This is a genomic window from Actinomadura formosensis NBRC 14204 (genome assembly GCF_001552155.1).
Classification (GTDB): domain Bacteria; phylum Actinomycetota; class Actinomycetes; order Streptosporangiales; family Streptosporangiaceae; genus Spirillospora; species Spirillospora formosensis.
The window spans coordinates 66,881-88,691 of the sequence record NZ_BCQQ01000008.1 but is presented as its reverse complement, the minus strand read 5'-3'; the positions used below and the strand labels follow the sequence as shown (position 1 = coordinate 88,691).

Here is a 21,811-nt window from a genome sequence, read left to right as displayed (position 1 = left end):
AGCACCCGCTACCTCGAACACGGCGAACGCGTCTGAGCAAGAAAACTGACCCGGTAGTGATCGGCACGGCGGTGATGCTCGGGAACGCGAGTTCGGTGAGCGCCCCCGGGGTCAGGCGGCGCGGTGCGCGTTGCTGATCCAGGAGTCGGGTAGCTGGATCCATTCGCCCAGTGCGTCCTGGTAGGGGACGGCGACGGTGGCGAGACGGGGCTCGCGGAACGGGTCGCCCTGCGGGCACAGCAGCCACAGGCCCCGGCCGCCCCTCCGGGCCGCGGCGGCCAGCGAGGCGAGCGAGCCCATCGCCTGGTAACGGGCGAACGCCGTGGTGTCGGTCAGCAGCAGCGGTCCGGTGCCCGATGCCATCCGGTCACGGATCACCGGTTCCAGGCGGCCCCACGCCGTCCGCGTGTACTCGCTGAACCTCATCGCCGCCTTGCTGCCGGGTTCGGCGGCGTCCGCGCGCAGGATCGTCTCCCAGGTCGGCTTGGTGCCGGGCGGAACCAGCTCGTGCAGGATGCGCAGGAACAGGTCCGTCACCGACAGCGGCTCGGCACCGAAACGGGCGCCGGACAGCTCCGCCACCGCCTCCCCGCTCAGGCCCGCGCGGACGGTCAGCACCCGGAATCCGTCGCGCTGGACGGACGACTCCAGGCGCTCCTCGGCCGCGGCGGCGGCCGCCATCATCGGGTCGTCGGAGTAGCGGGCCGCGCCGCCCTTGCGGGTGGAGCGGCGGGCGGCCAGGGCGGTGACGTAGCTGGAGGCGATGTCCAGGCCGGCCGGCAGGTACCGGCGGGTGCCGGTGTCGCGGCGTTCGGACGGGGTGAGGTCGAAACCGGCCTCGCGCAGCGCCCTGGTCAGCCGGCCGTCGTCCGGCAGCCGGTCGCCGGTGTCGTTGAAGCGGGGGAAACGCGTCAGGACCCGATTGTGGATCTCCTCGGCGGTCAGGCCGGGCTGGTGCTCCTCCGGGACGCCGGGGATCAGCCGCACCAGTCCCGCCTGGGTGAGGCGCAGCGCCCGCACCAGCGGCAGGTCACGCGGGTAGATCTCCAGCCGCGGGGTGACGGCGGCGTTCTTGGAGGCGGCGACGGCGATCTCGACCGTGCGGCGCTCGTCCCAGTCGATCGCGCCGGGCGGCGGGCTGATCGCGCCGAGTTCGCCCATGACGGTCGCGGCCGTCGGCAGCGTGTCGAGGCGGGCGAAACGGTCGGCGACCTTGCCCAGCCGCACGGCGTAGTCGAGCAGGCCCGGCGCCGACGGGGTGTCGGGACCGTCGTCCTCGCCGACTTCCAAGGCCAGCAGGCCACCGCCCGCCGCGTCGCCGTCGTCGTCGCGGTTGGGGGTGTGGCGGAACGCGCTGTTCTCCGGGTCGTACTGCTCCGCCTCGACCACCGCACGAACCGCGGCCAGGCCCAGCGCGCGGCGCAGCACGGGCGACTGGAACTCGGTGCCGCGGCGGACGGTGAGCAGTTCGGCGATCTCGGCGGCGGACGCGACCCGGCCGAACCCGGCCAGCAGCTCCAGGATCTCCGCGCGCAGCTCCTTCACCGCGGCCACCCTGCGCCAGCGCTTGCGCTGCTCCTTCAGCACCTGCGGGACCCGGCCCCGGCTGATGTCCAGCGGCCCGGCCACCTTCGCCTGCGTCGGCCACACCGGGATCGCCGGCAACTGACCGGTTTCGTCCGGCAGGCGCAGCAGCAGCCGCACGATCTCGACCTCGTTGCGGTTCGAACCGTCCGCCTTCAGCTTCGGCACCAGCAGCGCCGCCAGCGCGTCGAGGCTGACCGTGCGCAGCACGCGGCCCGGCAGCGCATCGGCGTAATCGCCCGTCCCCACCGAGTCGACCAGCGACGACTCGGCCTCGCTCAGCTCCTTCGCCGCGGCCTTGCGGCCCTCGGGCGTCAGCGGCGACCGCGGCGCCCGGCCGAGGCGCTCGGCCCATTGACGCTGCCGAGCCTGGATTTCGGTGCGGGTCTTGGGGCCGAGGCCGGGACCGTTGACGAGGTTGCGCCGGCTGTAATCGAGCAACTCGCCGACGGTCGTGATGCCGAGGCCGTACAGGAACGACTCGGCGGCGGGGGTGAGGCCGGCCGCCGACAGATGCGTCTCGCGCGTCGCCTGCTCGGCGCGCTTGTCGCGCTGCCGCTGCGCGCTCTCCGGTTCGGCGTCGGCGATGCCGGCCGCCGCGCCCGCGGGCGCCGGGTGGCGGCTGCCGGGGAAGGTGGACGGGACGCTCTCGGAGAGATCCAGGAAGATCTTCTTCCAGGCGTCCCGCATCGGTTTGAGCTCGGGGAAGCGCTGCGCGGCGTCCCTGTGCAGGGCCTTGCGGAAGAACGCGACCAGGGCGTCGCGGACGGCCGGGTCGAACGCGTCGGCGGCGATGGTGGGGTAGGGCCACTCCTCCGCGTCCAACTGCCTCGGCGACACCTTGCCGTCGCCCCACTTGGGCAGCTCACCCGATGCCATCTGATGCAGGGTGACGGCGACCGCATACCGCTCGGCATGGGCGTCGTACACCGAACGGGTCAGTCCGCCGATGAACGGGTCCAGATAGCCCTCGGTGCCCGCCTCGGTCTCCTGGACGGGGTAGCCGGCCAGCGAGAAGTCGATCAGAACGAGTTCGCGGGTGCGGTTCGGGCGGATCCGGATCGCGATGTTGTCGGGCTTGATGTCGCGGTGCCAGACGCCCTCACCCTCCAGGAAATCGACCGCGCCGAACAGGTAGTCGCCGTACGCCTCAAGCTGGTCGATCTGCAGGCGTCCGCGTTCGCGCAGCTCGCGGGCCACGGTCTCCTGACGGTGCCGGGACCCCTGGCCGGGCTGCTCGTCGGCGACCCGCTCGTCACCGACGTACTCCAGGGCCAGCACGGTGCGGCCGGCGATCGCCAGCGGCTCAGGTTCGACCAGGCGGATCACCCCGGAGTCGGCACGCAGCCGTCCCATGACCTCGGCCTCGCGGACCAGGATCGCAGCCCGCGCGTCCGACAGCGCGACCTTCAGGACGGCCAGCGCGCGACCGCCCCGGGCCGCCGGATCGGCGTGCAGATCGCGGACGAGGAAGGCGCGGCTGGTCGAGCCGGTGCCCAGCCGCCGCCGGACCTCCCAGCGGCCGGCCAGCACATCACCGGGGACGGCCTCCAGCGGATCCTTCTCCGGAATGGGCGCGGAACCCGGATCTGTGGTGGGGGTCGGCGCGGTCAGTGCGTCCTCGACGGACTCCAGCAGTTCCAGGAACTCGTCCACCGTCGCGAGCCGCCGCTCCGGACGGTAGGCGGTGGCGGCCTGCACCAGCAGGTCGATGTCCTCCGACAGGCCGTCGACGATCGCGCTGGGGCGCAGCCCGTCGCTCTCCTCCAACCGGGCCAGCACCTCGGCTTGGCCCGCACCAGGAGGTTTGCCCGTGGCCAGCAGGTAGGTCAGCACGCCGAGGCCGTAGACGTCGAGCGCGACCGGGTCGGGGTTCGGCGCCGTGAGCTCGGGCGCCAGGTAGGCGTCCGAGCCGTCCGAGACGTGGATCGCCGACAGCCGGGTCGGGGCGAAACGCGTCACGCCCGCCGACCCGGCCCGCTGCGTCGCGATCTGCCAGTCGGAGATCTGCAGCGCCGGGGACAGCCAGCGGGCGTCCTCGTCTGCGGACGCGTCACCGCGGCGGCGCGGGCGCGGGATCACATGAATGGAACGCGCGGCCAGGGCGCGATGGTGAATCCGGCTGGCATGCGCGGACCGGACGGTCTCGGCGAGCTGCCGGACCAGGGCCATCCGGTCGAGGATGCTCAGCTTGCCGCCGTAGCGGACGAGGTACTCGTCCAGCCGCAGCGTGTCGGGATGGAAGTCGAAGATGAGAGCGGGGCCGGCGGAATGGCCGGACGGGTCGTACTGCCTGAGCTGGATGACGCCCGGATGATGGAACCTCTGCAGGACGGCGGCTTCGCGGCGGGCGGCGTTCTCCACCGAGCGGCGGATGGAGGCGTCCGAGCCGCGTTCGCTCAGGTAGATCCGGACCCGCGCCATCTCGTGCAGGTCGCTGTGCCTGGCCAGGTAGTCGGCCCAGGTCGGGCCGGTGTCGAACGCGCTCTTCTCCAGCAGGTACGGGCCCACCTTGAACTCCGCCTCGCTGCGGCGGATGCCGACCCGCTCCAGCGCGGCCTTGATCGCCCGGGAACGGGGGCCGGTGATCCGGCGGCGCTCGTCGTTCGGGGGACGGCGAAGCATCCGCAGAAGCTCCTCCACGGTGTGCACGCCGTGCCGGTCACCGGGCGGCAGCTGGACCCGCAACGAGGAGTCGGTGAAGCAGACACCGGCCCCCACCCACACGCGTTCACCGTCCTGGGCCAGTAGCCCGGCGAGCTCCTTGGCCTTCTGGTTCACCAGATGCAGCGGGTTGCCGTGCGGAATGCGGCGCCCGGTCGGCGTCGTCTGCACCCAGGTACCGTTCTCGGTGGACAGCCGGCCATGCCAGTTCTTCAGCTCGATCATGTGGACGCCGCCGGGGGTGACGACGAGCAGGTCCACCTCGCGGATATGGCCGGCGTGGGCGGTGAACGTGAAGTTCGACCAGGCGCGCCACGGGTCGGCGTCCGGCAGTTGCCCGCGGATGGCCTCCAGACCGCGCCGCTCATGCTCGAACTCGGACTCCGTGACCGTCGTCCACCGACCTTCGAGCATTCCAACCCCGCTCATCGACGTACGTCCCACCGGCCGCCACCTGGTCCCCGGTGGTCAAATGCTATAGCCGCCCTCCGACATCGGACCCTATGGACGAGGAGCCGCCGCCGGATGCTCGTCCTCGCATAGTCCAGACACTCGGCCGCTCGTTCCGGTCGCGACCCCCAGCACGGTCTTGACGGTGCGGGGCCGGCACCCCCTTTTGACCTTGGATTTCTCGATCAACTCGGCGACTAGCTGCAACATACGGCTGAACCGCTGCGTGTATTCGGTGCGCTCAACCACGAACGAACGTGAACTGCCCTGGTCACAGCCATGTCACCCCATCCGGATTTACTTGGATCTGGCCTTAGAGTGCTCTTTCACGTACCCGACGCGCCGGCTTCGGTGGGAGCGGGAGGAGTCGTCGATGCACCCTTACGACCTGCGATACGAGCCGCAAGAGGCGGGTTACGCATGGATGGCCGAACTCCAGCCGAGAACCTGCCTGGTCATCGGCGATACGCTCGCTGGCCGGCGCGACGAAGTGCTGGCGCTCGCCGGCGAGATACGGGAGATCGGTACCAGCCGCTACCTCGACTCGCTGCATCGAGGTGGTTATGCCTTCCGGCAAGGTTCCGACTGGCATGCACTGATCCTGGTCGAGGGGCCCGATCCGGTCAGAGCCGAGAGCAGCCGACGGAGATCAACCGATGACGACAGCCACCTGATGCGGGCGTTTTACACCCGCACCATGGAGTGGGAGGACGCTACTCCTTTCGCCGGCAACTCCAAGTTCAGCGCGGGCGACATGGTTCGAGCCAGGGACTCCGGGCTCATCGGCCAAGTCAAAGGTGTCTCCGCCGTGCTCGGTAGCTACGAGTACGACGTCGAGATCCGCGGTGTGGTCAAGCAGATCAGCGAGCAGCTTCTCACTCGGGTGGAGGGCGACCCCGGCGACCCGGCGTTCTGGTTGACGCAGCCGCCGGCGGACGCGGCGGGCATCGGCCTGACTCTGACCTGGACCAAGCTGCGGCATCCACTCACCGACACCCTGTACTCCTTCGCCTCCAGCAAGACGGTCTTCCGCACTTATCAGTTCAAGCCCGTGCTCAAGCTGCTCAACGGCTCGTCCGGACGGCTGCTGATCGCCGACGAGGTCGGCCTCGGCAAGACCATCGAGGCGGGCCTCATATGGATCGAACTGGAACAGCGGCTGCGGCTGGAACGCGTCCTGATCGTCACACCGGCTTCCCTGACCTTGAAGTGGCAGGCCGAGATGACGCGTCGCTTCGATCGTGCGGTCGAGATCCTGAGCCCGGCCCAGCTGGAGGCATTCGCAGATCGCATCGAGCGAGGTGAAGATCCACCACTGAAGGGGATCATCTCGCTCGAATCCCTGCGCACAGCCGATAGCGTGCTGCAGCGGCTGACAGAAGTTCACCCACGCTTCGACCTGGTCATCGTCGACGAGGCGCACAGCATGCGGAACCGGGAGAGCAAGTCGCACGCCCTCGGCCGGTTGTTGGCGGACGCCGCGGACTACCTCCTGCTGCTATCGGCCACGCCGCTCAACCTCGGTAACGACGACCTTTTCAACCTCATGAGCCTCCTGGACGAGCAGAACTTCGGAGACCGGCTCGTCTTCGAACGGCAACTCGAACCGAACCAGGTCCTGAACAGTGTCGCCCAGTCACTCCTTGATACCGGTCGCAGGCAGCCGCGAAAGCTGCTAACCGAGCTGAACAGTCTGCACAGCACGCAATTCGGTGCCGCGATCACCGATCGCCCGGACTATGGGCTGCTCCGGGAACTCCTAGGGGTGGAGCGTCCCCTGAACCACGAAGAGGTCGCTCGCGCCCGCAGGTTGCTCACTGATCTCAACATGCTGAGCGGTGTGCTGACCCGGACCCGCAAGGCCGAGGTGCCCAACGGCAAGGCGGTTCGCGAGCCGCGTGCCATCGAGGTCGACTGGACGAATGAGGAGCGCGCCTACTACGACGCCCTCTATGCCTGGTACATGCGCCGAGCCCGAGAGATGGGGACGCCGCCGGGATTCGCCATGCAGATGCCGTTGCGGCTGGCGGCCAGCTGCATCCCCGCATCACAGCGAGCCCTTCACGAGAAGCACCCTGATATCTTCCGGCAGGAGATCGACGACTTCGACGATGCGGGAGACGAAGTCCTGGACGGTCTTGAGCAGCTTCAGTCCCTGGTTACGCCGGTGACCAGGGACACCAAGTACGACCGCTTGCTCACAGAACTGCACCGGGTACGAGCCGCCGGGCTGCGCCAGGTCATGATCTTCTCTTTCTTCCGCGGCACACTCGCCTACCTGGAGGAACGGCTGAGTGAGCACTTCAGCGTGCGGGTAATGCACGGGCTCGTGTCCCCGTCCGCCCGAGAAGAGATCATGAAGGACTTCCGTGCCGGGAAGTTCGACCTGCTCCTGCTCAGTGAGGTGGGTTCGGAAGGGCTGGACTTCGAGTTCTGCAACGTGCTGGTCAACTACGACCTGCCGTGGAACCCGATGCGGGTCGAACAGCGGATCGGCCGAGTCGACCGCTTCGGCCAGCAGCACGAGAAGATCTTCGTCTACAACATACAGGTCCCCGGCACCATCGAGACCGACATCTTCCAGCGGCTTTATGACCGGATTGGAGTGTTCACAGGTTCAGTGGGCGCACTCGAACCGATCTTGCGCGACGAGTTCGGCGACATACACAAGAGGATTCTCGATCCCCGGCTCGACGCCGCGGGTCGTAATCGTGAGGTCGAGCGGATCTCGGTTGCCTTGGAGCAACGGACCCACGACGCGGAAGCCCTGCGCGCCTCGGAGGCCAACCTTTCAGGCATCGATAACCTACTGATCGAGGGCCTCAACGAGGATGGGCCCACCAACGGCCGTTTCATCGGACGGGCCGAGATTCGGCGCTTGCTCGACGAGCTCTTCCAGCGTTACGGCGGCCGTCTTCGCGGGCCGAACCGGCAGGGCGTCTTTGAGCTCATCGGCTCCCGGGAACTCGGCACCCGGCTGCGCCACAGTCAGATCGACCGCGATGGCAGCCGCCACACGCTTTCAAAGCTCGTAACGCTGCTGTACGACAGCACGCCCGTGCCCTGCGCCTTTGAACCTGCCATGGCTGCCAGGGAGCCGATGGAGCTGCTGTCCGCGAGACATCCCCTCGTCAAACTGGCCCTGGAAGTCCTGGGCGAGGAAGATCTGGCGCTTCCCCGCTTCGGTTCGGTGACCGTCCCCGGGATACAGGACGGACGTCGCTACCTGGTAAAGATCGACCTTGCGGAGACCTCTGGCTTGCGACCGTTGGTCGAGCTGTGGGCGACCGCCATCGATCTTGAGACGCTGGAAGAGGACCCCGCGGTCGGTGATCTCCTTCTCACTGCCTTGGCGGAGGGCACTCTAGGTGACGGGCCGTCCGAACCACCGGCCTCGCTGCGGCAGGCATGGCAGCGTGCTCGTGAGCAGGCGTCCGCCCGCCGGATGCTCACCGAGCGATCCCGCATCCAGGAGAACACCGCGCTGGTCGAGGGCCGCATCCGTGCCAGGGAAGGCTCGCTGGACATTCAGATGCGCAAGACCGAGGACATGACCGAACGTCTTCGGGCCGACGGACGCGACCACAGCATCATCCGTCTACACCAGGGCCGTATCCGGAATCTGCGGGAACAGCGCCTTCATATCCGCGGAGAGCTGGCCCGCCACCTGAATCTGGGGGTCACCCTCTCGCCGGTCGCCGCCGTACTCATAGCCCCGGCGGGGCATACTCCTTCTCCAGATACCAGGCGGTAGAAGGCACCGGTGGCGCGTCATCGACCCGCTGAAGCACCAGTTCGGCATGACCATTGCCGCGAACTACCGGCCACTGGTGGACGCGCAACTTCCGAGTCTGGCGAGCACCGTCTGTGATCAGAATCTGCCCGTCACAGTAAATTTTGAACAGCATGTTCCAGCCGAGTTGCAGCCGTAGTCCGTGCTTGGTCTCCCCGTCGTACCGCAGCGCCAAGTAGTCGCCGGAAGTCGAGCGGACCCGCAGCACCCCCTCACCGCGTTTCGGGCCGGGAAAGTCATCGCCCCGCCGCTCAAAGCCCAGATAGGAGTTCGTCCAGGCCTCCTCTGGAGAGTAGAACGGCGTGTAAGCAGGATAGATCTTCTCCGTGATCTTTCGGCCACTCTCGGTGTACTCCAGAACGAAGTCGAATCCCGGACGGTGCAGGTTCAGTCGGTCGTACCCGACGGGATCGGCCAGACCCGCGACGATCAACTCGTCGGCTGCCACCCCGGCCGCGTCGTAGATCATCGCGTTGGGGAAGAGCTCACCGATGCGCCGCTCCACATATGGGACGCGGCTCATCCCGCCCGCCAACAGGACGTAGTCGATGTCCGCGGCAAGGCGGTCGCCGTTCATGCCGCGCAACTTGTCAGGAGCATGGCCGCCGAGTTCTGTCAGCTTGGCGGCTCGCAAGGCCGCCCACACCAGCCCGATGGCCTGGTCCATTTGCGGGCGGAAACACTCCTCCAACTGCTCCCTGGTGTAGGTCAGGATGGGCAACTGCGTCCGGGCAAGCCCGCGGAAGACGATCCGGTGTCGCGCTTGCGTGGTCAACTGGATCTTGGCCGTGCGCGCTTCGCGAAGCACCAGAGCCTCGACGGTTTTGGCTTCGGGAAGGCCATCGAGCCGGATTCCCTGCCCGGCGAGCTCTTCGGTGATCTCGCCGGCAATCGCCGTATCCAGCCTGTCGCCGGCCAGTTGGACGCCGAGGGCGGAAAGCACGGAGATCTCCGGATGCGGCCCGCCGACCACATCGAGAACAGCGATGTCCAAGGTTCCGCCGCCCATGTCGAAGACCAGCAGTCGGCCTTCTACCTGCTCGCCGTATTGGAGGTAGCGGTGTCTCACCCAGGCGACACCGGCGGCGATGGGCTCGTCGATCAACGTAGAGTGCGCTACCGGCAGGCCCGCATTCTGCGCGTGATCCAGCAGCCGCTGCCGCTGCGCGCCATCCCACATCGCCGGGCAGCCAAGGCGGACCTGTTCCCGCGTATCCAGCGGGCGACCTGCTGCCTTGGCCCGCGTTCCGATCTCCGCCAACAGCGCAACGATGACCTCGTCCACATCGACGCGGCGCGTTCCGTGCTCGTCCGAGATCTCCATGGTTTCCGAACAGTCGGTGATCGCGCGCTTGACCGAGCGGATCACCTGCGCGATGGGCAGGTTCTCGGCGGCCTCGCCCACCAGCAGGTTTCCCTGCTGGTACCCGGCGATCGACGGGAAGGAGCGTGTGGTGCGTCCCAGGGGAGCGATGTCCACCGGGCCCACGCCGCTACCCACAGCAAGCAGCGACGTGGACGTGCCGAAGTCGATCCCTACCGCCTGCTCCCCCGCCTGGGCCATCTATCCTCCGGTCTGAAAATCGAGTTAACACACGATTTCGATGACTGAACAGTAGTCCTCTGTGAGCTGGAAGAGAAGAGTCGGACGGCATCCGATGGCAGGGAACAGATCACTTCGAGCCGCGAAGACTCATGGCCGAGCCAAGCTCACAAGCGCCCTTGAGAGCAGTGTCTCCTCCTGCGAACGCCACCTGTACCCCGGCCGCAACACGGTGACGGTCTCACCGGCCTGCGGCGCTCCGACAAGGGGCTCATGCACCTCCGAGTCGAACGACGACTCGGCACCCGCCTGGCCAATCGCTTCCAGTTCCTGATCCGAAACCAGGACGCGGACGCGCTCGACCAGAACTTCGGGCGTCGCGCCGCTCACGGCGAGTTCCTCCACCTCCGCAGCCAGGTCGGCTAGCGCCCGGACAGCGTCAATCTGCATCTGGCGTTCCTGAGCAGCCCGCATGCCGACGGAACGTTCATGCTGCTGCCGCAGGAGCTTCTCAAGCTGCTCACACCTGACAGCCAGATCGTGGGCCTCCTTCTCGGCCTGGTCAGCCCGCCCGTGTGCTCGTTGCAGCTCGGCCTGAACCAGATCGACCTCGTCCTTCAGCTGCGCCACTCGGCTGGTCTCGGTCAACGCCCCCACCCAGGAGTCAACGAGCGGGTCATCCACAGCAACGCGCCTGAACGCATTCGCAACACCCTCTGCGGGAAGGGAGGCCACGAACTCGTGCGGGAGTGCCAGCAGGCTCGCCAGTCTGACCCGGCTGGTAATCCTCGCCAGCTCCCGGGCCATGAGCGGCGCTATGACGCGTTCGGCTACCGCGGGCTGTGCGGTAACGCGCCCGAGGACTCCGGTCGCGCAGTCCGCCAGAGCTGTCAGGGTCACGTCCCGCCACCAAACCTCATCGGCAACCCGCTCTGGCCACAGCCGACCGACCGCAGCCAGCAGCGCGGCCCTACCGCCCCGAACGGTGAGCGGGAGTTCGACGGCGATCCGCGCCAGCGCCTCTGGGAGGACGGCCTCGCACTCCTCTCTCGCCATCCGGGTCAGCCATCCATAGAGGGCATGGGCGGCACGCTCCAAAACCGCCAGCTCGTCTTTGCCCGGGTCTGTTGCGACGGCCGCGGCAAGCCCGATGAACGCCGGCAGGAGTTGCGGAGCCAGAGGTAGATCTCCGGCCCGTTGAAGCAGCCACCCAGCTGCGGCCGAAGAATCCGGACCGCCGGACTCTTCACGAAGCTCTGCCGTGGATGCGACCAGAACCCCCTGCAACGTACTAGCGGGCACCTCGGTCAGGCCGCGAGCATCGATCGTCTTCGAGGGGCACGGCAGCGCGGCCAAGAGCGCCACGGCGTGCGGTCGCTCCTCTTCATGCACGGAAGCCAGCAGACGGTCAATCCGGGCATCGCCGAGTTCGCCCAGACGGCATCCGGTGGTCAACGGCTTGGTCGCGTAAACCGAAAGGTCGGGAACCGGTTCGTCCCCCAGCACGGCGGCGATTGCTTCCGCAAGCGACACTGAAGTGTCAACGAGCGGACCTCCAGCCTCTTTGGCCGCTGGTTCCTGGGGGGAGTCCTCAGCTGCCATTTCCGCAGAACCGGGCGCTTGCTCCGGCTGCGCCGACGAGTCGATGGTCGCCCCAGGGCTCTCGGAGGACTCCTCGGGCATCGGCTGCTGAGTTCCGGGCTTCTCGGCGGACGCGACTTCACCCTCCGGCGAGTCCGCTGACTCACCGGCAGCCGTCTTGCCCTTGCTGCCCTTCCACCTGTACTTCAAGCCGGAGACCGCCACGTTCTCCTGGGTACGCAGCTTGACCTGTGCCCGCTTCCACGCCCGGTCGACGATCTCCATGTCCAGCCCCAGATTGCTGAACTTCTCTTTGATCGTCACTGCCGTCATAGGTGTTCCGTACTCACGAAGCACCTGCATGAACACGGAAGTCGGGTCGCCTTCGAGGCGCGCGATCAGCGTGTCCGGATCCACCAGCGCCTGATGGCGCATACTCCCTCGAGGCATGAAGGTAGTAGTCCAGGTGATGGTGACGTCCTCTTCGCTGCCGTCGTCGTCCCAGCGAACTCGCATCTTGGAACCTTGGCGATCCAGGACGGCCCCAGTGCGTACCTGGCCAGGGGTATCCGGCAGCTTCCTTACGACAACTTCAGCCTGCTCCACGGCTGTCACTGTAGAGGAGCCCTAGCACCAGGGCGCCGGGCAGCCGGAACGCGGAGGAGTGAGCCTTTTCAGCAGTGGTACGGAGCAGGCTGGTCACGGCATGACCGCGGACGGTGCGGCAACCTCTGAACATGAAGAACCCTCTGATAACGGGTGATCTTCCACAACCATCCGCCCGACCAGAGGTCCCGCCGACTTTTCTACCGTGCTTCGCTGCCGCTGTCGCGCTCAACGCTGGAGTACGTGACCTGGGTCGTCCGCTGCCACCGCAGGCAGGTCCGCAGCAAGGAGCGGGCGCCGCCGGGCATGCAGGCGCCGGTGACGCTGGGCTTCTACCCCGCCCACTTCCAGACCAAGCCGCCGACCTGGTGCCGAGCCTCCTGACAGATACCCGAACCGGACTTCCATGGAGAAGCGGTGAAAAAGCTTACGAACAACCAGATCCACCGCTACGTTACGGCCTCCCCTACTGCGCTGCTGGGCGCACAGAAAAGGCTTACTGCTCCTGTCGCAGGGATTAGTTTCGATGGAACAGCAGGATGCCGTCCTCCTCTTTTACGAGAGTAAGTCCTTCTGAGGGGAGGGCGTTCAACCTGGCTCGTTGTACAGCGGCAGGGGCCGGCACGCCGGCAAGACGCTTGCTATCGACTATGACCCAGGTGGTGGGGCGCCGATGTACGTCCGCGAAGAGGGTCACCCTGCATCTGTCCGTGAGTTGCGCTGCGAGGTGGTCGCTGGCGGCAACGGACGAGCCACTGGGTATCTCCTCAAGCAAGTGTCGTGCCGCGATCACGTGTGCCGAAGGTCGATAGAAGCCGGGATCGATGAAATTCCGGAACGAGAAGAACGGCAGTAAGGCGATTCCGATAGCGATCGTGGCTGCGGGTGCAATACGAGAGTACCGCCGAGATACTGAGAATGGACTTGTTTGCAATATCGCCACCGCGTCGAGCATGGCCAAAAAGACGATCGGCATCAAGATTGCATTGTAGTGAACCTCGCCGATGCTCCATTGAGGTGATTGTGTTGACATAATTCGATATGCCACGACAGGCAGGCCGATGACAATGATGGGTGACCGCAGTGCCGAAAATGCCGTTACCGCCGACAGGTATAGCAGGAGCAGGAGTTTCTGTGGATGCTGGAACAAGCTTACAGGCGCATCAATGATCGTCCAAAAAATGCTCTGGTGACCTGCATCGCTCACCTGCCCCCAGTAGTTATATTGGCTTTTACGGTTAAAGTAGGGAATCAGCATCGTAACCGTTATCACGAAACCGACGATGCCGATAACGATCACGCCTGCACCGAGAAGGTAGTGTTTCTTTATTACGAGATACAGTCCGATCGCCGCAACGACGAGCCCCAAATCCTCCTTCACGAGAAGCAGGGGCAGAGTCCATGCAACGGCTGCGCGCCAGCGCCCTTCGATCAAACGAGCAACCGCAAACCCAAGGAGGGGCACCGCAAAGGCGATCTCATGGAAGTCGAAAGCGATCGCTCCCTGTATTCCCCAGGACAGACCGTAGGCCAAGGACAGGGCGAGTCCGGTGGGCCGACCAAGTCTGGCGATGGCCAGATTCGCGACCGGGATCACTGACACTGCGATCAGGAAAGCCTGGGCGACGAGCAGCATTCGCGCATCCGGCCATATCTAATAAAACGGTGCAAGGGTCGCGAGAATCGGATGAAAATGATCTCCAAGAAGGTTCACGCCAGGTCCCTTGATCGGCACGATCGGCGCGTTGAAGCGCGAATACTCCTGGACGGCCTGATCAAAGATGCCGAGGTCATACCCGGCCGAATCTATGCGCGCATGTCGAAGTAGCGAAAAAGAGGCATAGATACCACATAGTCCGACCATCAAGACGAGAGAATCAATCTGTCCGACCAAAGGTCGACATAGGCCGCTTGACCATCTGAAACCTTTTGAATACGTAAGGGCTTCCGTCTTCATGACGGCACACCTTACTATTCAAATGATCTTAGCCGGACAGTGTCACGTAACGAATCTCCCCAATGTCGCGGGACCGCAGGAACCTCACTGAATTTGAAGTGGCCGGTCATCGAACCATTTCCAGCCTCATCCGGCCTGGTGATAAAGGGTCTTCCGCGGGGTCCGCGCCCCTGCGCGGCCGTGGAGGTCGGCGGCGTCCGCGAATTCTCGGCTGCCGGGGATGGTCCACGGTTACGTACAGGACCTCGGCAGTTGCGGCGGCCGGGGCGCCGCTGAAAGAGGCGCACCATAGGGTGCTGCGTGCGTCTTGGTCTCAGCGATTGACCAAGGTCCAGGCAGCGCGGTCGTGCTGATCGGTCTTGTTGGCGTACGCGGCTGCCAGGGGTCAATCCGCGGGCCGTGCTCGGCAGGGTCGGCTCCTGGTGGTGCGGGGAGGAAGCCGTCGTCCAGCACCGTGAGGCGCGTCTGTCGGCTGCTGATGCCGAGTTCAGCCCTGATCCGTCCGCCGGGCACGTCACCGGGCGAGTGACACAGCGCGTTCGTGTCGTCCTCGCTGACGACGGCTCAAACGCCTCGACCAGGAGCGGGCAGACCCGGCGATGTAGCAAGGGGACCGCATCGGTTACGCCGGGGACGTCAACGTGCCTCTACGTGGCCGTCCCTGCGCGCGTTTCGGTGCTCGCTCCGTCGCCGGCCTGCTGGGGGCGGTGGCCTTGAGAGGGTCCCATGTTCAGCATGACGGGTAGGTGTCACCCCCCGGCGTCCGAACGATCTTGTTGTTCAAGGGTTGATACAGACGCTGGAGTCCTCACAACTGTTGCCATCGGCGGGAGCGGGTGTGGCTGCGCATGCTGCCCCGGCACTGCGGCCATCGTAGGCGGCTGAATCTGCACGCATTATGGGTGTGTTGTGATGTTCAATATCGCCTTCGTGGGAGTCATCATGTCTCTCGGGCAGAACCTGGTACCCGGTTCCGCGAAAGTATTGATGCCCCCATCAGGTCATCACATCGATTTGTGGCAGGCCGGAAAGTCGGCTGCGAAGTTCGCCCTTATGTTCGGGCGTGTTGCCCTGGCAGTGGAGTGCACGTCCCACCGTGTCATGGCCGGGAGCGGCCAGACTTGATCATGAGAGGCGTGGGCGGAGCACAATGCCGGTATGCGGCCCAATCGTCTTCCGGCTGCGCAGGAAATGAGAAAGGTGTGCGCTGCCGCATCACTCCTGGCCATGGGGGCGATCGGGCTGCGTGCGCTGGCCGGGCTCTGGTCGTGGCCGTCCGCGCATCGGCCGTCGGCGGTGAACCTGGCCGGGTTCGCGGTGGTGGAGACGATCACGGTCGTGCTGGTGGTCGCGGGACGGTGGGGCACTGGGGCCGATCCGGTCGAGAGCCGGTGGAGAAAGTGGCTGTCAGCGGGCTACGTGTTTCTGATTCTCGGGGTGCCGCTGGTGATGCTCCTGGTGACGGTGGTCAGGGTTCCGGGGACGGGAGAGCCGTTCCCCCTGCCGACACCGTCGCCTTCGCCGTTGGAGCCGGTGCCGTCGGAGCCCGATCCGACATTGCTGCCGCCGCTGCCGGGACGGGAGGAATCGTCCTGGGCGAGCGGCTGGGTGATCATCTTGGCCGCCCTCGTCGTCCTGGTCGTCAGCGCGGTGGCCTGGAGCGTTGTCAGACGCCGGCCGCGGGGGAGACCACCGGTTCCCCTGCTGGTCGTGCCGCGGCCGGCCGCTTTTGAGGAGGCGGCGGCGGCGGCCGGCAGCCGGGTGCTGCGTTCCACCGACGACCCCCGCGCGGCCGTGGTCGCCTGCTACACGGTGATGGAAAGCGTGCTGGCGGAGGCGGGAGCCGCCCCGCGGAGCAGCGACACCCCGGGTGAGGTGCTGGCCCGGGCCTCCGGCGCGGGATTGGCGGGGTTGGACGCGGCGGCCACGCTGACGCGGCTGTTCAGGGAGGCGCGCTACAGCGTCCATCCGGTGACCGAGCGGCACCGGGCCGAGGCGCTGGCCGCGCTGGAGTCGTTGCGTGCCAGGAGCCGGGCATGAGGGCCGCGTCGCGGGTCTTGGCGGCCGGGTTCGCGCTGGTCGCGGGTTATCTCGTCGCTGGCACGCCCGCTGTCGTCCTGCTGGCCGCCGGGTTGGCCGTCCTCGGTCTGCTCGCGGCCCGCGCCGCGGTTCCGGCCGCGCTGCCGCCCCTGGGAGCCGTCGCGGGAGAGGAAACGCACGGTACGGACGATCTTCAGCAGTTCTCGTCCTACTGGCGTATCAACAGGGCGGTGTCCTGGTCGCAGGTGTCGGCCCGGCACTACGACTCGACCGCCCGGCCGCTGCTCACCCGTCTTCTCGCCGTCGCCCTGGCCGACGGGCACGGCATCGACCTGTCCCGCGAGCCCGAACGGGCGAGGGAACTCCTCGGCGAGGAACTGTGGCCGCTCCTCGACCCCGGCCGTCCCGCGTCCGGGGACACCTTCGTGCCCGGCCCGGACTCGGCCACGCTGCACGCCGTCGCGATCCGTCTGGAGGAACTGTGGCCTTGAACGACGACGCGAACATCCGGTCCCCCGCCGACGCGGCGGCGCTGTGCCGGGCCGTCCTCGGTGAGATCGAGAGGGCGGTGGTCGGCAAGCGGGACGCGCTCGAACTGGTGCTGACGGGCATCCTCGCGTCCGGGCACGTGCTGATCGAGGATCTGCCCGGTCTCGGTAAGACGCTGATGGCACGGGCGTTCGCGACCGTCCTCGGCCTGGACTTCGCGCGCGTCCAGTTCACCCCGGACATGCTGCCCGCCGACCTGACGGGCGGCACGGTCTACGACCCGCGGACGTCGGACGTGAAGTTCCGTCCCGGGCCGGTGTTCACCCAGCTGCTGCTGGCCGACGAGATCAACCGGACGCCGCCGAAAACGCAGGCCGCGCTCTTGGAGGCCATGGAGGAACGGCAGGTCAGCGCGGACGGGGAGAGCCGTCCGCTGCCGCGGCCCTTCATCGTCCTGGCCACCGACAACCCGATCGAGTACGAGGGCACCTACCCCCTGCCCGAAGCCCAGCTCGACCGGTTCGCATTGCGGATCAGGCTCGGGTGGTGCTCGCGCTCGGCGAGATCAAGGTGTTCCCCGCCGGGCCTCCCGTCCGGCCGCGGATCACAACGCTGGACCTGCCGCGCCGGCTCGGCGAGCATGTCGCCCGCACCGCCGGATCGGGGGTGGAGTTCGCCGGGATCCGCCCCTACCTGCCCGGTGACCGGGTGAGGGACCTGAACTGGAAGGCCAGCGGGGCGCGCGGACGGCCGCACGTCACCACGCGGGCCGATCAGCGGCAGGCCGAGATCGTCCTCGCCGTGGACGCGTTCACCGACCTCGGCGCGCGGGGACGCGGCACCCTGGATCGCGGCATGCGCGGCGCGGCGGCGATGGCGACGGCCTACCTGCGGGCCGGCGACCGGGTCGGGATCGTCGCGTTCGGCGGGGTCCTGCGCTGGCTGGCACCGGGGCAGGGCGGGCTTCACTTCCACCGCCTCGCCGAAGCCGTCATGGACGTCCGGAACCCGCGCGGCATCGCGTCCGACGTCGTCCGGGTTCCGCGGTCGGCGCTGCCGCCGGGCGCCCTGGTCATCGTGTTCTCACCCCTGCTGGACGACCGGGCCGTGCAGACCGTCCAGGACCTGCGGCGCCGCGGCAACCCGGTCGTCGTCATCGACACCCTGGACCGGGAACCGCCGGCGGGCGAGCGCGACGCGACCACCGACCTGTCGCTGCGGCTGTGGCGCCTGGACCGGCGGGCGCTGCTGGCCGGGCTCGCCGATCTCGGCATCCCCGTGGTGCCCTGGTCGCCCGCGGGCTCGCTCGACGCGGCCGCCGGCGCCTTCGGACACCCGATCCGCGGACGGCACTCGTGATCCCCCGCATCAGGTCCGCCGCCGTGATGAGCCTTGCCGTGGCCATCATCGTTCTTTGCGCGGTAGGGGACCCCGGTGTCCCCGCGGCTGCGGTCGCCGGGCTGGGACTTCTCGGGTTCCTCCTCGTCGAGGACGCCTCCGGTGGGCTTCGGCGCCACCTCCTGCCCTTGGCCGCGGCGGGCATCTGCGCCGTCCTCACCGCCGCCGCGCTCCTGCTACCGCCCGCACCCACCGTTCTCACCGTCGTCGCCGGGCTGAGCGCACTCGCCGGCGCCTTCCGGCTCTCCCATCGCTGACCAAGGTCAGACCTCGCAGGCGACCCGTGCGCACTTGATGTTTCCGGTGATCGCTTCCTCGTCCGAGAGGCCGTCTTCAGGTTTCCCTTGAAGACGGCCTCTTGTGCCGGAGTGGTGGCCTATGCGACGGGCCAGGCGCGGGTGAAGGAGGACCATCCGCCGCTCTGGGTCGGGTAGGTGGTGGTCCAGATGGCCTGGTCGACGCCGCGGACGGCGGCGATCGCGTAGGGCCTCGGTTCGCGGGTTCCGGCGGCGGTGGGGCCGTCGATGAGCCTGCCGCCTATGCTCTCCCAGCCGGTGGGGGCTCCGGCGAGGCCGTTCACCCAGAGGGCGTCGTCGGTGCCGCGGACGAGGGCGAACACGCCGTTGCTCTGCGGTATGTAGGCGAGGGCCGGGGGACTGTAGGTGAGGCCGCCGATGGAGGTCCACGGGCCGGAGGTCGACTTCAGCCATACCGCGTGGTCCATTCCGGCTGCGGCGATCTCGATGTGGCCGTCCTGGATCGTTACCGCGGCCGGTGCGGTGGAGATCTGCCCGCCCAGGCTCGTCCACGGCTGGAGCGTTCCACCGGCGGGGAGTGCACGGGTCCACAGCGCGTTGTCCACGCCGCGGGCGAACACGTCGATGCGTCCGTCGCTTCCGCCGGCGACCGCCGGTGCGGAGTTCAGCCTTCCGCCCCAGCTCGTCCAGGAGCCCCAGGTGCCGTTGTGCATCATGCGCACCCAGATCGCGTCGTCGACGCCTCGGACGGCGACGACGACCGTGCTGCCCGCGACGGCCGCGGCCGGAGCGCCGTAGGTCTGGCCGCCGATGCGGGTTTGCCCGGACCAACCGGTCGCGTCGTAGAAGGTGCGCATGTACACCGCGTCGTCCACGCCGCGGTAGAAGCCGAACCCCGTGCCGGTGGCGTCGATGGCGAGTCCGACGGTCGAGCGCGGGGCCGGATCGGCGGCCGCCGCGTCGCCGGATGCCGCCATGAGCGGGGCGGCGAGGCCGGCCAGGCCCGCCGCGATGGCCGTGTTCCTCAGCAGGTGTGCCGAGATGCGCCGTGTGATGTGTGCGGCGCGTAATGCTTCGTGCATTTTGATCACCCCATTACATAATGCCCACTCTTTAGATCATTTAAAGGGACGAAAGTCCCAATTGATTTGATCAAAGAGTCAAGGAATCGAGATCATGGCCGTGACCTGCACTGATGAATGTAGATCGAGAATTCGCACAGCTAATGATCGGCATTTTTGGATGATTTCGGCCGTCCACAAGTTGGCATTTTTGGGCGACAGTCGAAGGTCTCAGAAAGGATCAAGGTTTGAATTCTGCCCGGAATGATCTGAGGTGGGCCGAGTACGCGCCCTCCACCATCCCGTGGACGTGCGGTCGCCCTCGGCTCCCGTGGTCGGACCTGGGGGTTGATTGGGCGAGATCCGGACGGGTAAAGCCGGGTCCCGAAGTGACTTGGGCTTCAATTAGCCCGTTCGGGGTGAAGAACGGGCGGGGCCCACCTACGCTTTGCGGTCACGTTGAGTGTCGTTGGGAGGCCGACCGTGAACATCATCAGCCGGGCGGAGTGGGGCGCGCGTCGCCCGCGGTCCCGCTCGACGGTCACGTGGGGGCGGCGCACCGAGTTCATCGTGCACTACTCCGAAGGTCCCACCACGCAGTCGGTGCGGTCCATCCAGGACTTTCACATGGGCACGCGCGGCTGGTCCGACATCGGATACAACTTCCTCGTCGACGTCCACGGCCGGATCTACGAGGGACGTGGCTGGCTGGTCGTCGGAGCGCACGCGCCGGGGCACAACACGTCCGGCATCGGGGTCTGCATGATCGGACAGGACGGGGACGCCACTCCGGCGGCCACCCGGTCCATTCGCGCGCTCTATGACGAGGCGTGCCGGCGCGCCGGGCGGAATCTGGCGAAGCTCGGGCATCGGGACGTGTACGCGACGAGCTGCCCCGGCGACCAGTTGTACGCGTGGGTGCGGGCCGGGATGCCCGCGGAGAAGGAGAAGGAGGACGACGACATGCCGGATTACGTGTCCGTCGGGATGAACGCGAGGCAGGATCTTCCGCCCGGAGAATGGGTCACGGTCAACTGGGGCAAGGAGTACGCCGACTCGGCGCATCACCATTGGGACAAGGGCGGACCGTCGTTCATCATCGGTCCCGCCCGCTACGCCCTCACCGCGAACGTCCAGATCGAGGGGCTCGCGCCCGGCACGGAACTGCAGGCGCGCGTGATCGAGCACGCCGAATCCGGCAGCGACATCGCGACGGGCCCGCTCGCCGAGTACGTCGCCAGCAACGGCGCGACGTTCCTCCATTACAACGTTGCGGCGGACATGGTGCCGAAGGGTTACCGGGTCCGGTTCCAGGTCGTCCAGTACGGCTCCAAGACGGGCCGGATCACGGACGGAAGCGCCAAGGGCCTGGTCTGGTCGACGTAAGCCCGAGGTCGGCGATGGTGGCGCACCACGGACACGGTGATGCTCAGCGCCATCGCCCGGCTCGTGAAGAGCTGACCCCGAGACTGTGAGGCGGGCGGGGCGCATCCCAGATGCGCCCCGCCCGTCTTGTTAACTCAATCAACCCATCCATACGTGTTGACTCAATCTTCAATCCATGGTCTTCTGATTGCAGTCAACCGGGCTCGTCATGAGATCGGCGCCTGGTGCCATCAACGGGGAGATCTCATGAAGCCTGCTCTTGCCCTGGTCATGGCTGGTCTGGTGTTGTCGCTCGCCGCGTGCGAGCGTCCGGCTGCCGTGCACAAGGGCCTGGCCCCTCCGTCAGAGATCCCCTCCACCAACACCGCTGACAGCACGACACCCAGCCCGCATTCGGTCAAGCCGCAGAAATACCGCGGACGTGGCGACAAGATCGTGCGTATCAAGGACGGTGACGAGGCATGGCTGGCCGCATTCACGCACACGGGCAGCAGCAACTTCATCGTTTCGGCCCTCGATCCCTCTGGGGACGAGAGCGACGTCCTGGTCAACGTCATCGGCGGTTACAAGGGCACGGTGTTGTTCAACGACGAAGCGGACAGCAACACCAGAGCACTGAAGATCAAGGCTGACGGGGCTTGGACCTTGCGTCTCAAGCCGCCGTCGGACGCACGGCTCTGGGACGGTGAACGCATCACCGGCAAGGGCGATGACGTTCTGCGGTTCGCGGACCCGTCCTACGGATTCACCACGATGAAACTCACCCACCGGGGCGATTCCAACTTCATCGTGGACTCCTACACCGAGGACAGCGCCGAGAATCTGGTCAACGAGATAGGCCGCTACTCGGGGGAGGTGTCGCTGCCAGGCGACACCGTGCTGATCACCGTCCACGCCGACGGCAAGTGGACGCTCACGTGGACCTGACCGAAATCGTGCCGCGCGGAGGGGCGTGGGTACGTCCCGCCGGCAGCACCTGAGCGGGTGAGGTTTGCCGTTCGG

The 21,811-nt window shown here is 67.0% G+C and carries 13 protein-coding genes and 1 pseudogene; 9 read left to right on the top strand and 5 right to left on the bottom strand.

The window, feature by feature from the left end; all coding sequences use genetic code 11:
• Window positions 1-111: 111 nt before the first annotated feature.
• Window positions 112-4,677, bottom strand: a complete 4,566-nt coding sequence (pglW, locus tag AF1_RS03630) for a BREX system serine/threonine kinase PglW (protein ID WP_207393939.1) — start codon at window positions 4,675-4,677, stop codon at window positions 112-114.
• 394 nt (window positions 4,678-5,071) lie between these two features.
• Between pglW and AF1_RS03625 the strand changes: the two genes are divergently transcribed.
• Entirely contained in the window at window positions 5,072-8,452 is a 3,381-nt protein-coding gene (locus AF1_RS03625) for a DEAD/DEAH box helicase (protein WP_067793550.1), read from the top strand.
• Here AF1_RS03625 and AF1_RS03620 read toward each other — a convergent pair.
• Together AF1_RS03620 and AF1_RS03615 are read right to left on the bottom strand one after the other, a co-directional pair.
• Window positions 8,406-10,055 carry an Hsp70 family protein gene (locus tag AF1_RS03620; protein WP_067793549.1) on the bottom strand — a complete coding sequence of 550 codons (1,650 nt, stop codon included), beginning with the start codon at window positions 10,053-10,055 and terminating at the stop codon, window positions 8,406-8,408. The genes AF1_RS03625 and AF1_RS03620 overlap by 47 nt on opposite strands.
• A 129-nt stretch (window positions 10,056-10,184) precedes the next feature.
• A complete protein-coding gene (locus tag AF1_RS03615; protein WP_067793548.1) occupies window positions 10,185-12,131 on the bottom strand; it encodes a coiled-coil domain-containing protein in 1,947 nt (648 codons plus the stop codon).
• Between the two features lie 333 nt (window positions 12,132-12,464).
• On the opposite strand from AF1_RS03615, the gene AF1_RS34075 reads away from it, so the two are divergent.
• Window positions 12,465-12,605, top strand: a complete 141-nt coding sequence (locus AF1_RS34075) for a hypothetical protein (protein ID WP_157419134.1) — start codon at window positions 12,465-12,467, stop codon at window positions 12,603-12,605.
• Between the two features lie 133 nt (window positions 12,606-12,738).
• Here the strand turns inward: AF1_RS34075 and AF1_RS03605 are convergent.
• A pseudogene (locus AF1_RS03605) lies at window positions 12,739-14,085 on the bottom strand (DUF2079 domain-containing protein).
• 1,293 nt (window positions 14,086-15,378) lie between these two features.
• Between AF1_RS03605 and AF1_RS03600 the strand changes: the two are divergent.
• From AF1_RS03600 to AF1_RS03580, 5 genes are read left to right on the top strand one after another with little or no spacing between them, the layout of a single operon-like run.
• A complete protein-coding gene (locus tag AF1_RS03600) occupies window positions 15,379-16,218 on the top strand; it encodes a DUF4129 domain-containing protein (protein ID WP_165488315.1) in 840 nt (279 codons plus the stop codon).
• Window positions 16,215-16,709, top strand: a complete 495-nt coding sequence (locus AF1_RS03595; protein ID WP_067793544.1) for a hypothetical protein — start codon at window positions 16,215-16,217, stop codon at window positions 16,707-16,709. The genes AF1_RS03600 and AF1_RS03595 overlap by 4 nt, the downstream gene beginning before the upstream one ends.
• The gene (locus AF1_RS03590) at window positions 16,706-17,419 is read left to right on the top strand and encodes an AAA family ATPase (RefSeq protein ID WP_456151172.1); all 714 of its coding nucleotides are present in this window, start codon (window positions 16,706-16,708) and stop codon (window positions 17,417-17,419) included. The genes AF1_RS03595 and AF1_RS03590 overlap by 4 nt, the downstream gene beginning before the upstream one ends.
• On the top strand, window positions 17,374-18,066 hold the full coding sequence (locus AF1_RS03585) for a DUF58 domain-containing protein (protein ID WP_067793543.1): 693 nt from the start codon (window positions 17,374-17,376) through the stop codon (window positions 18,064-18,066). The genes AF1_RS03590 and AF1_RS03585 overlap by 46 nt, the downstream gene beginning before the upstream one ends.
• Window positions 18,067-18,104: 38 nt before the next feature.
• Window positions 18,105-18,362, top strand: a complete 258-nt coding sequence (locus AF1_RS03580) for a hypothetical protein (RefSeq protein ID WP_131732374.1) — start codon at window positions 18,105-18,107, stop codon at window positions 18,360-18,362.
• Window positions 18,363-18,481: 119 nt separating this feature from the next.
• Here the strand turns inward: AF1_RS03580 and AF1_RS03575 are convergent, their stop codons facing one another.
• Window positions 18,482-19,444, bottom strand: a complete 963-nt coding sequence (locus tag AF1_RS03575) for a PLL family lectin (protein WP_131732375.1) — start codon at window positions 19,442-19,444, stop codon at window positions 18,482-18,484.
• A 462-nt stretch (window positions 19,445-19,906) separates the two neighbouring features.
• Between AF1_RS03575 and AF1_RS32990 the strand changes: the two genes are divergently transcribed.
• Window positions 19,907-20,809 carry an N-acetylmuramoyl-L-alanine amidase gene (locus AF1_RS32990; protein ID WP_084262410.1) on the top strand — a complete coding sequence of 301 codons (903 nt, stop codon included), beginning with the start codon at window positions 19,907-19,909 and terminating at the stop codon, window positions 20,807-20,809.
• A 246-nt stretch (window positions 20,810-21,055) separates the two neighbouring features.
• Complete coding sequence (locus AF1_RS03565; RefSeq protein ID WP_131732376.1) at window positions 21,056-21,736, top strand: hypothetical protein; 681 nt, start codon at window positions 21,056-21,058, stop codon at window positions 21,734-21,736.
• The last annotated feature ends 75 nt before the right edge of the window (window positions 21,737-21,811 follow it).

Bases quoted from the DNA above. Each gene is read 5' to 3' on its own strand.
- pglW (WP_207393939.1), bottom strand. From the start codon at position 4,677: ATGAGCGGGGTTGGAATGCTCGAAGGTCGGTGGACGACGGTCACGGAG.
- AF1_RS03625 (WP_067793550.1), top strand. From the start codon at position 5,072: ATGCACCCTTACGACCTGCGATACGAGCCGCAAGAGGCGGGTTACGCA.
- AF1_RS03620 (WP_067793549.1), bottom strand. From the start codon at position 10,055: ATGGCCCAGGCGGGGGAGCAGGCGGTAGGGATCGACTTCGGCACGTCC.
- AF1_RS03615 (WP_067793548.1), bottom strand. From the start codon at position 12,131: ATGCGAGTTCGCTGGGACGACGACGGCAGCGAAGAGGACGTCACCATC.
- AF1_RS03595 (WP_067793544.1), top strand. From the start codon at position 16,215: ATGAGGGCCGCGTCGCGGGTCTTGGCGGCCGGGTTCGCGCTGGTCGCG.
- AF1_RS03575 (WP_131732375.1), bottom strand. From the start codon at position 19,444: ATGCACGAAGCATTACGCGCCGCACACATCACACGGCGCATCTCGGCA.
- AF1_RS03565 (WP_131732376.1), top strand. From the start codon at position 21,056: ATGAAGCCTGCTCTTGCCCTGGTCATGGCTGGTCTGGTGTTGTCGCTC.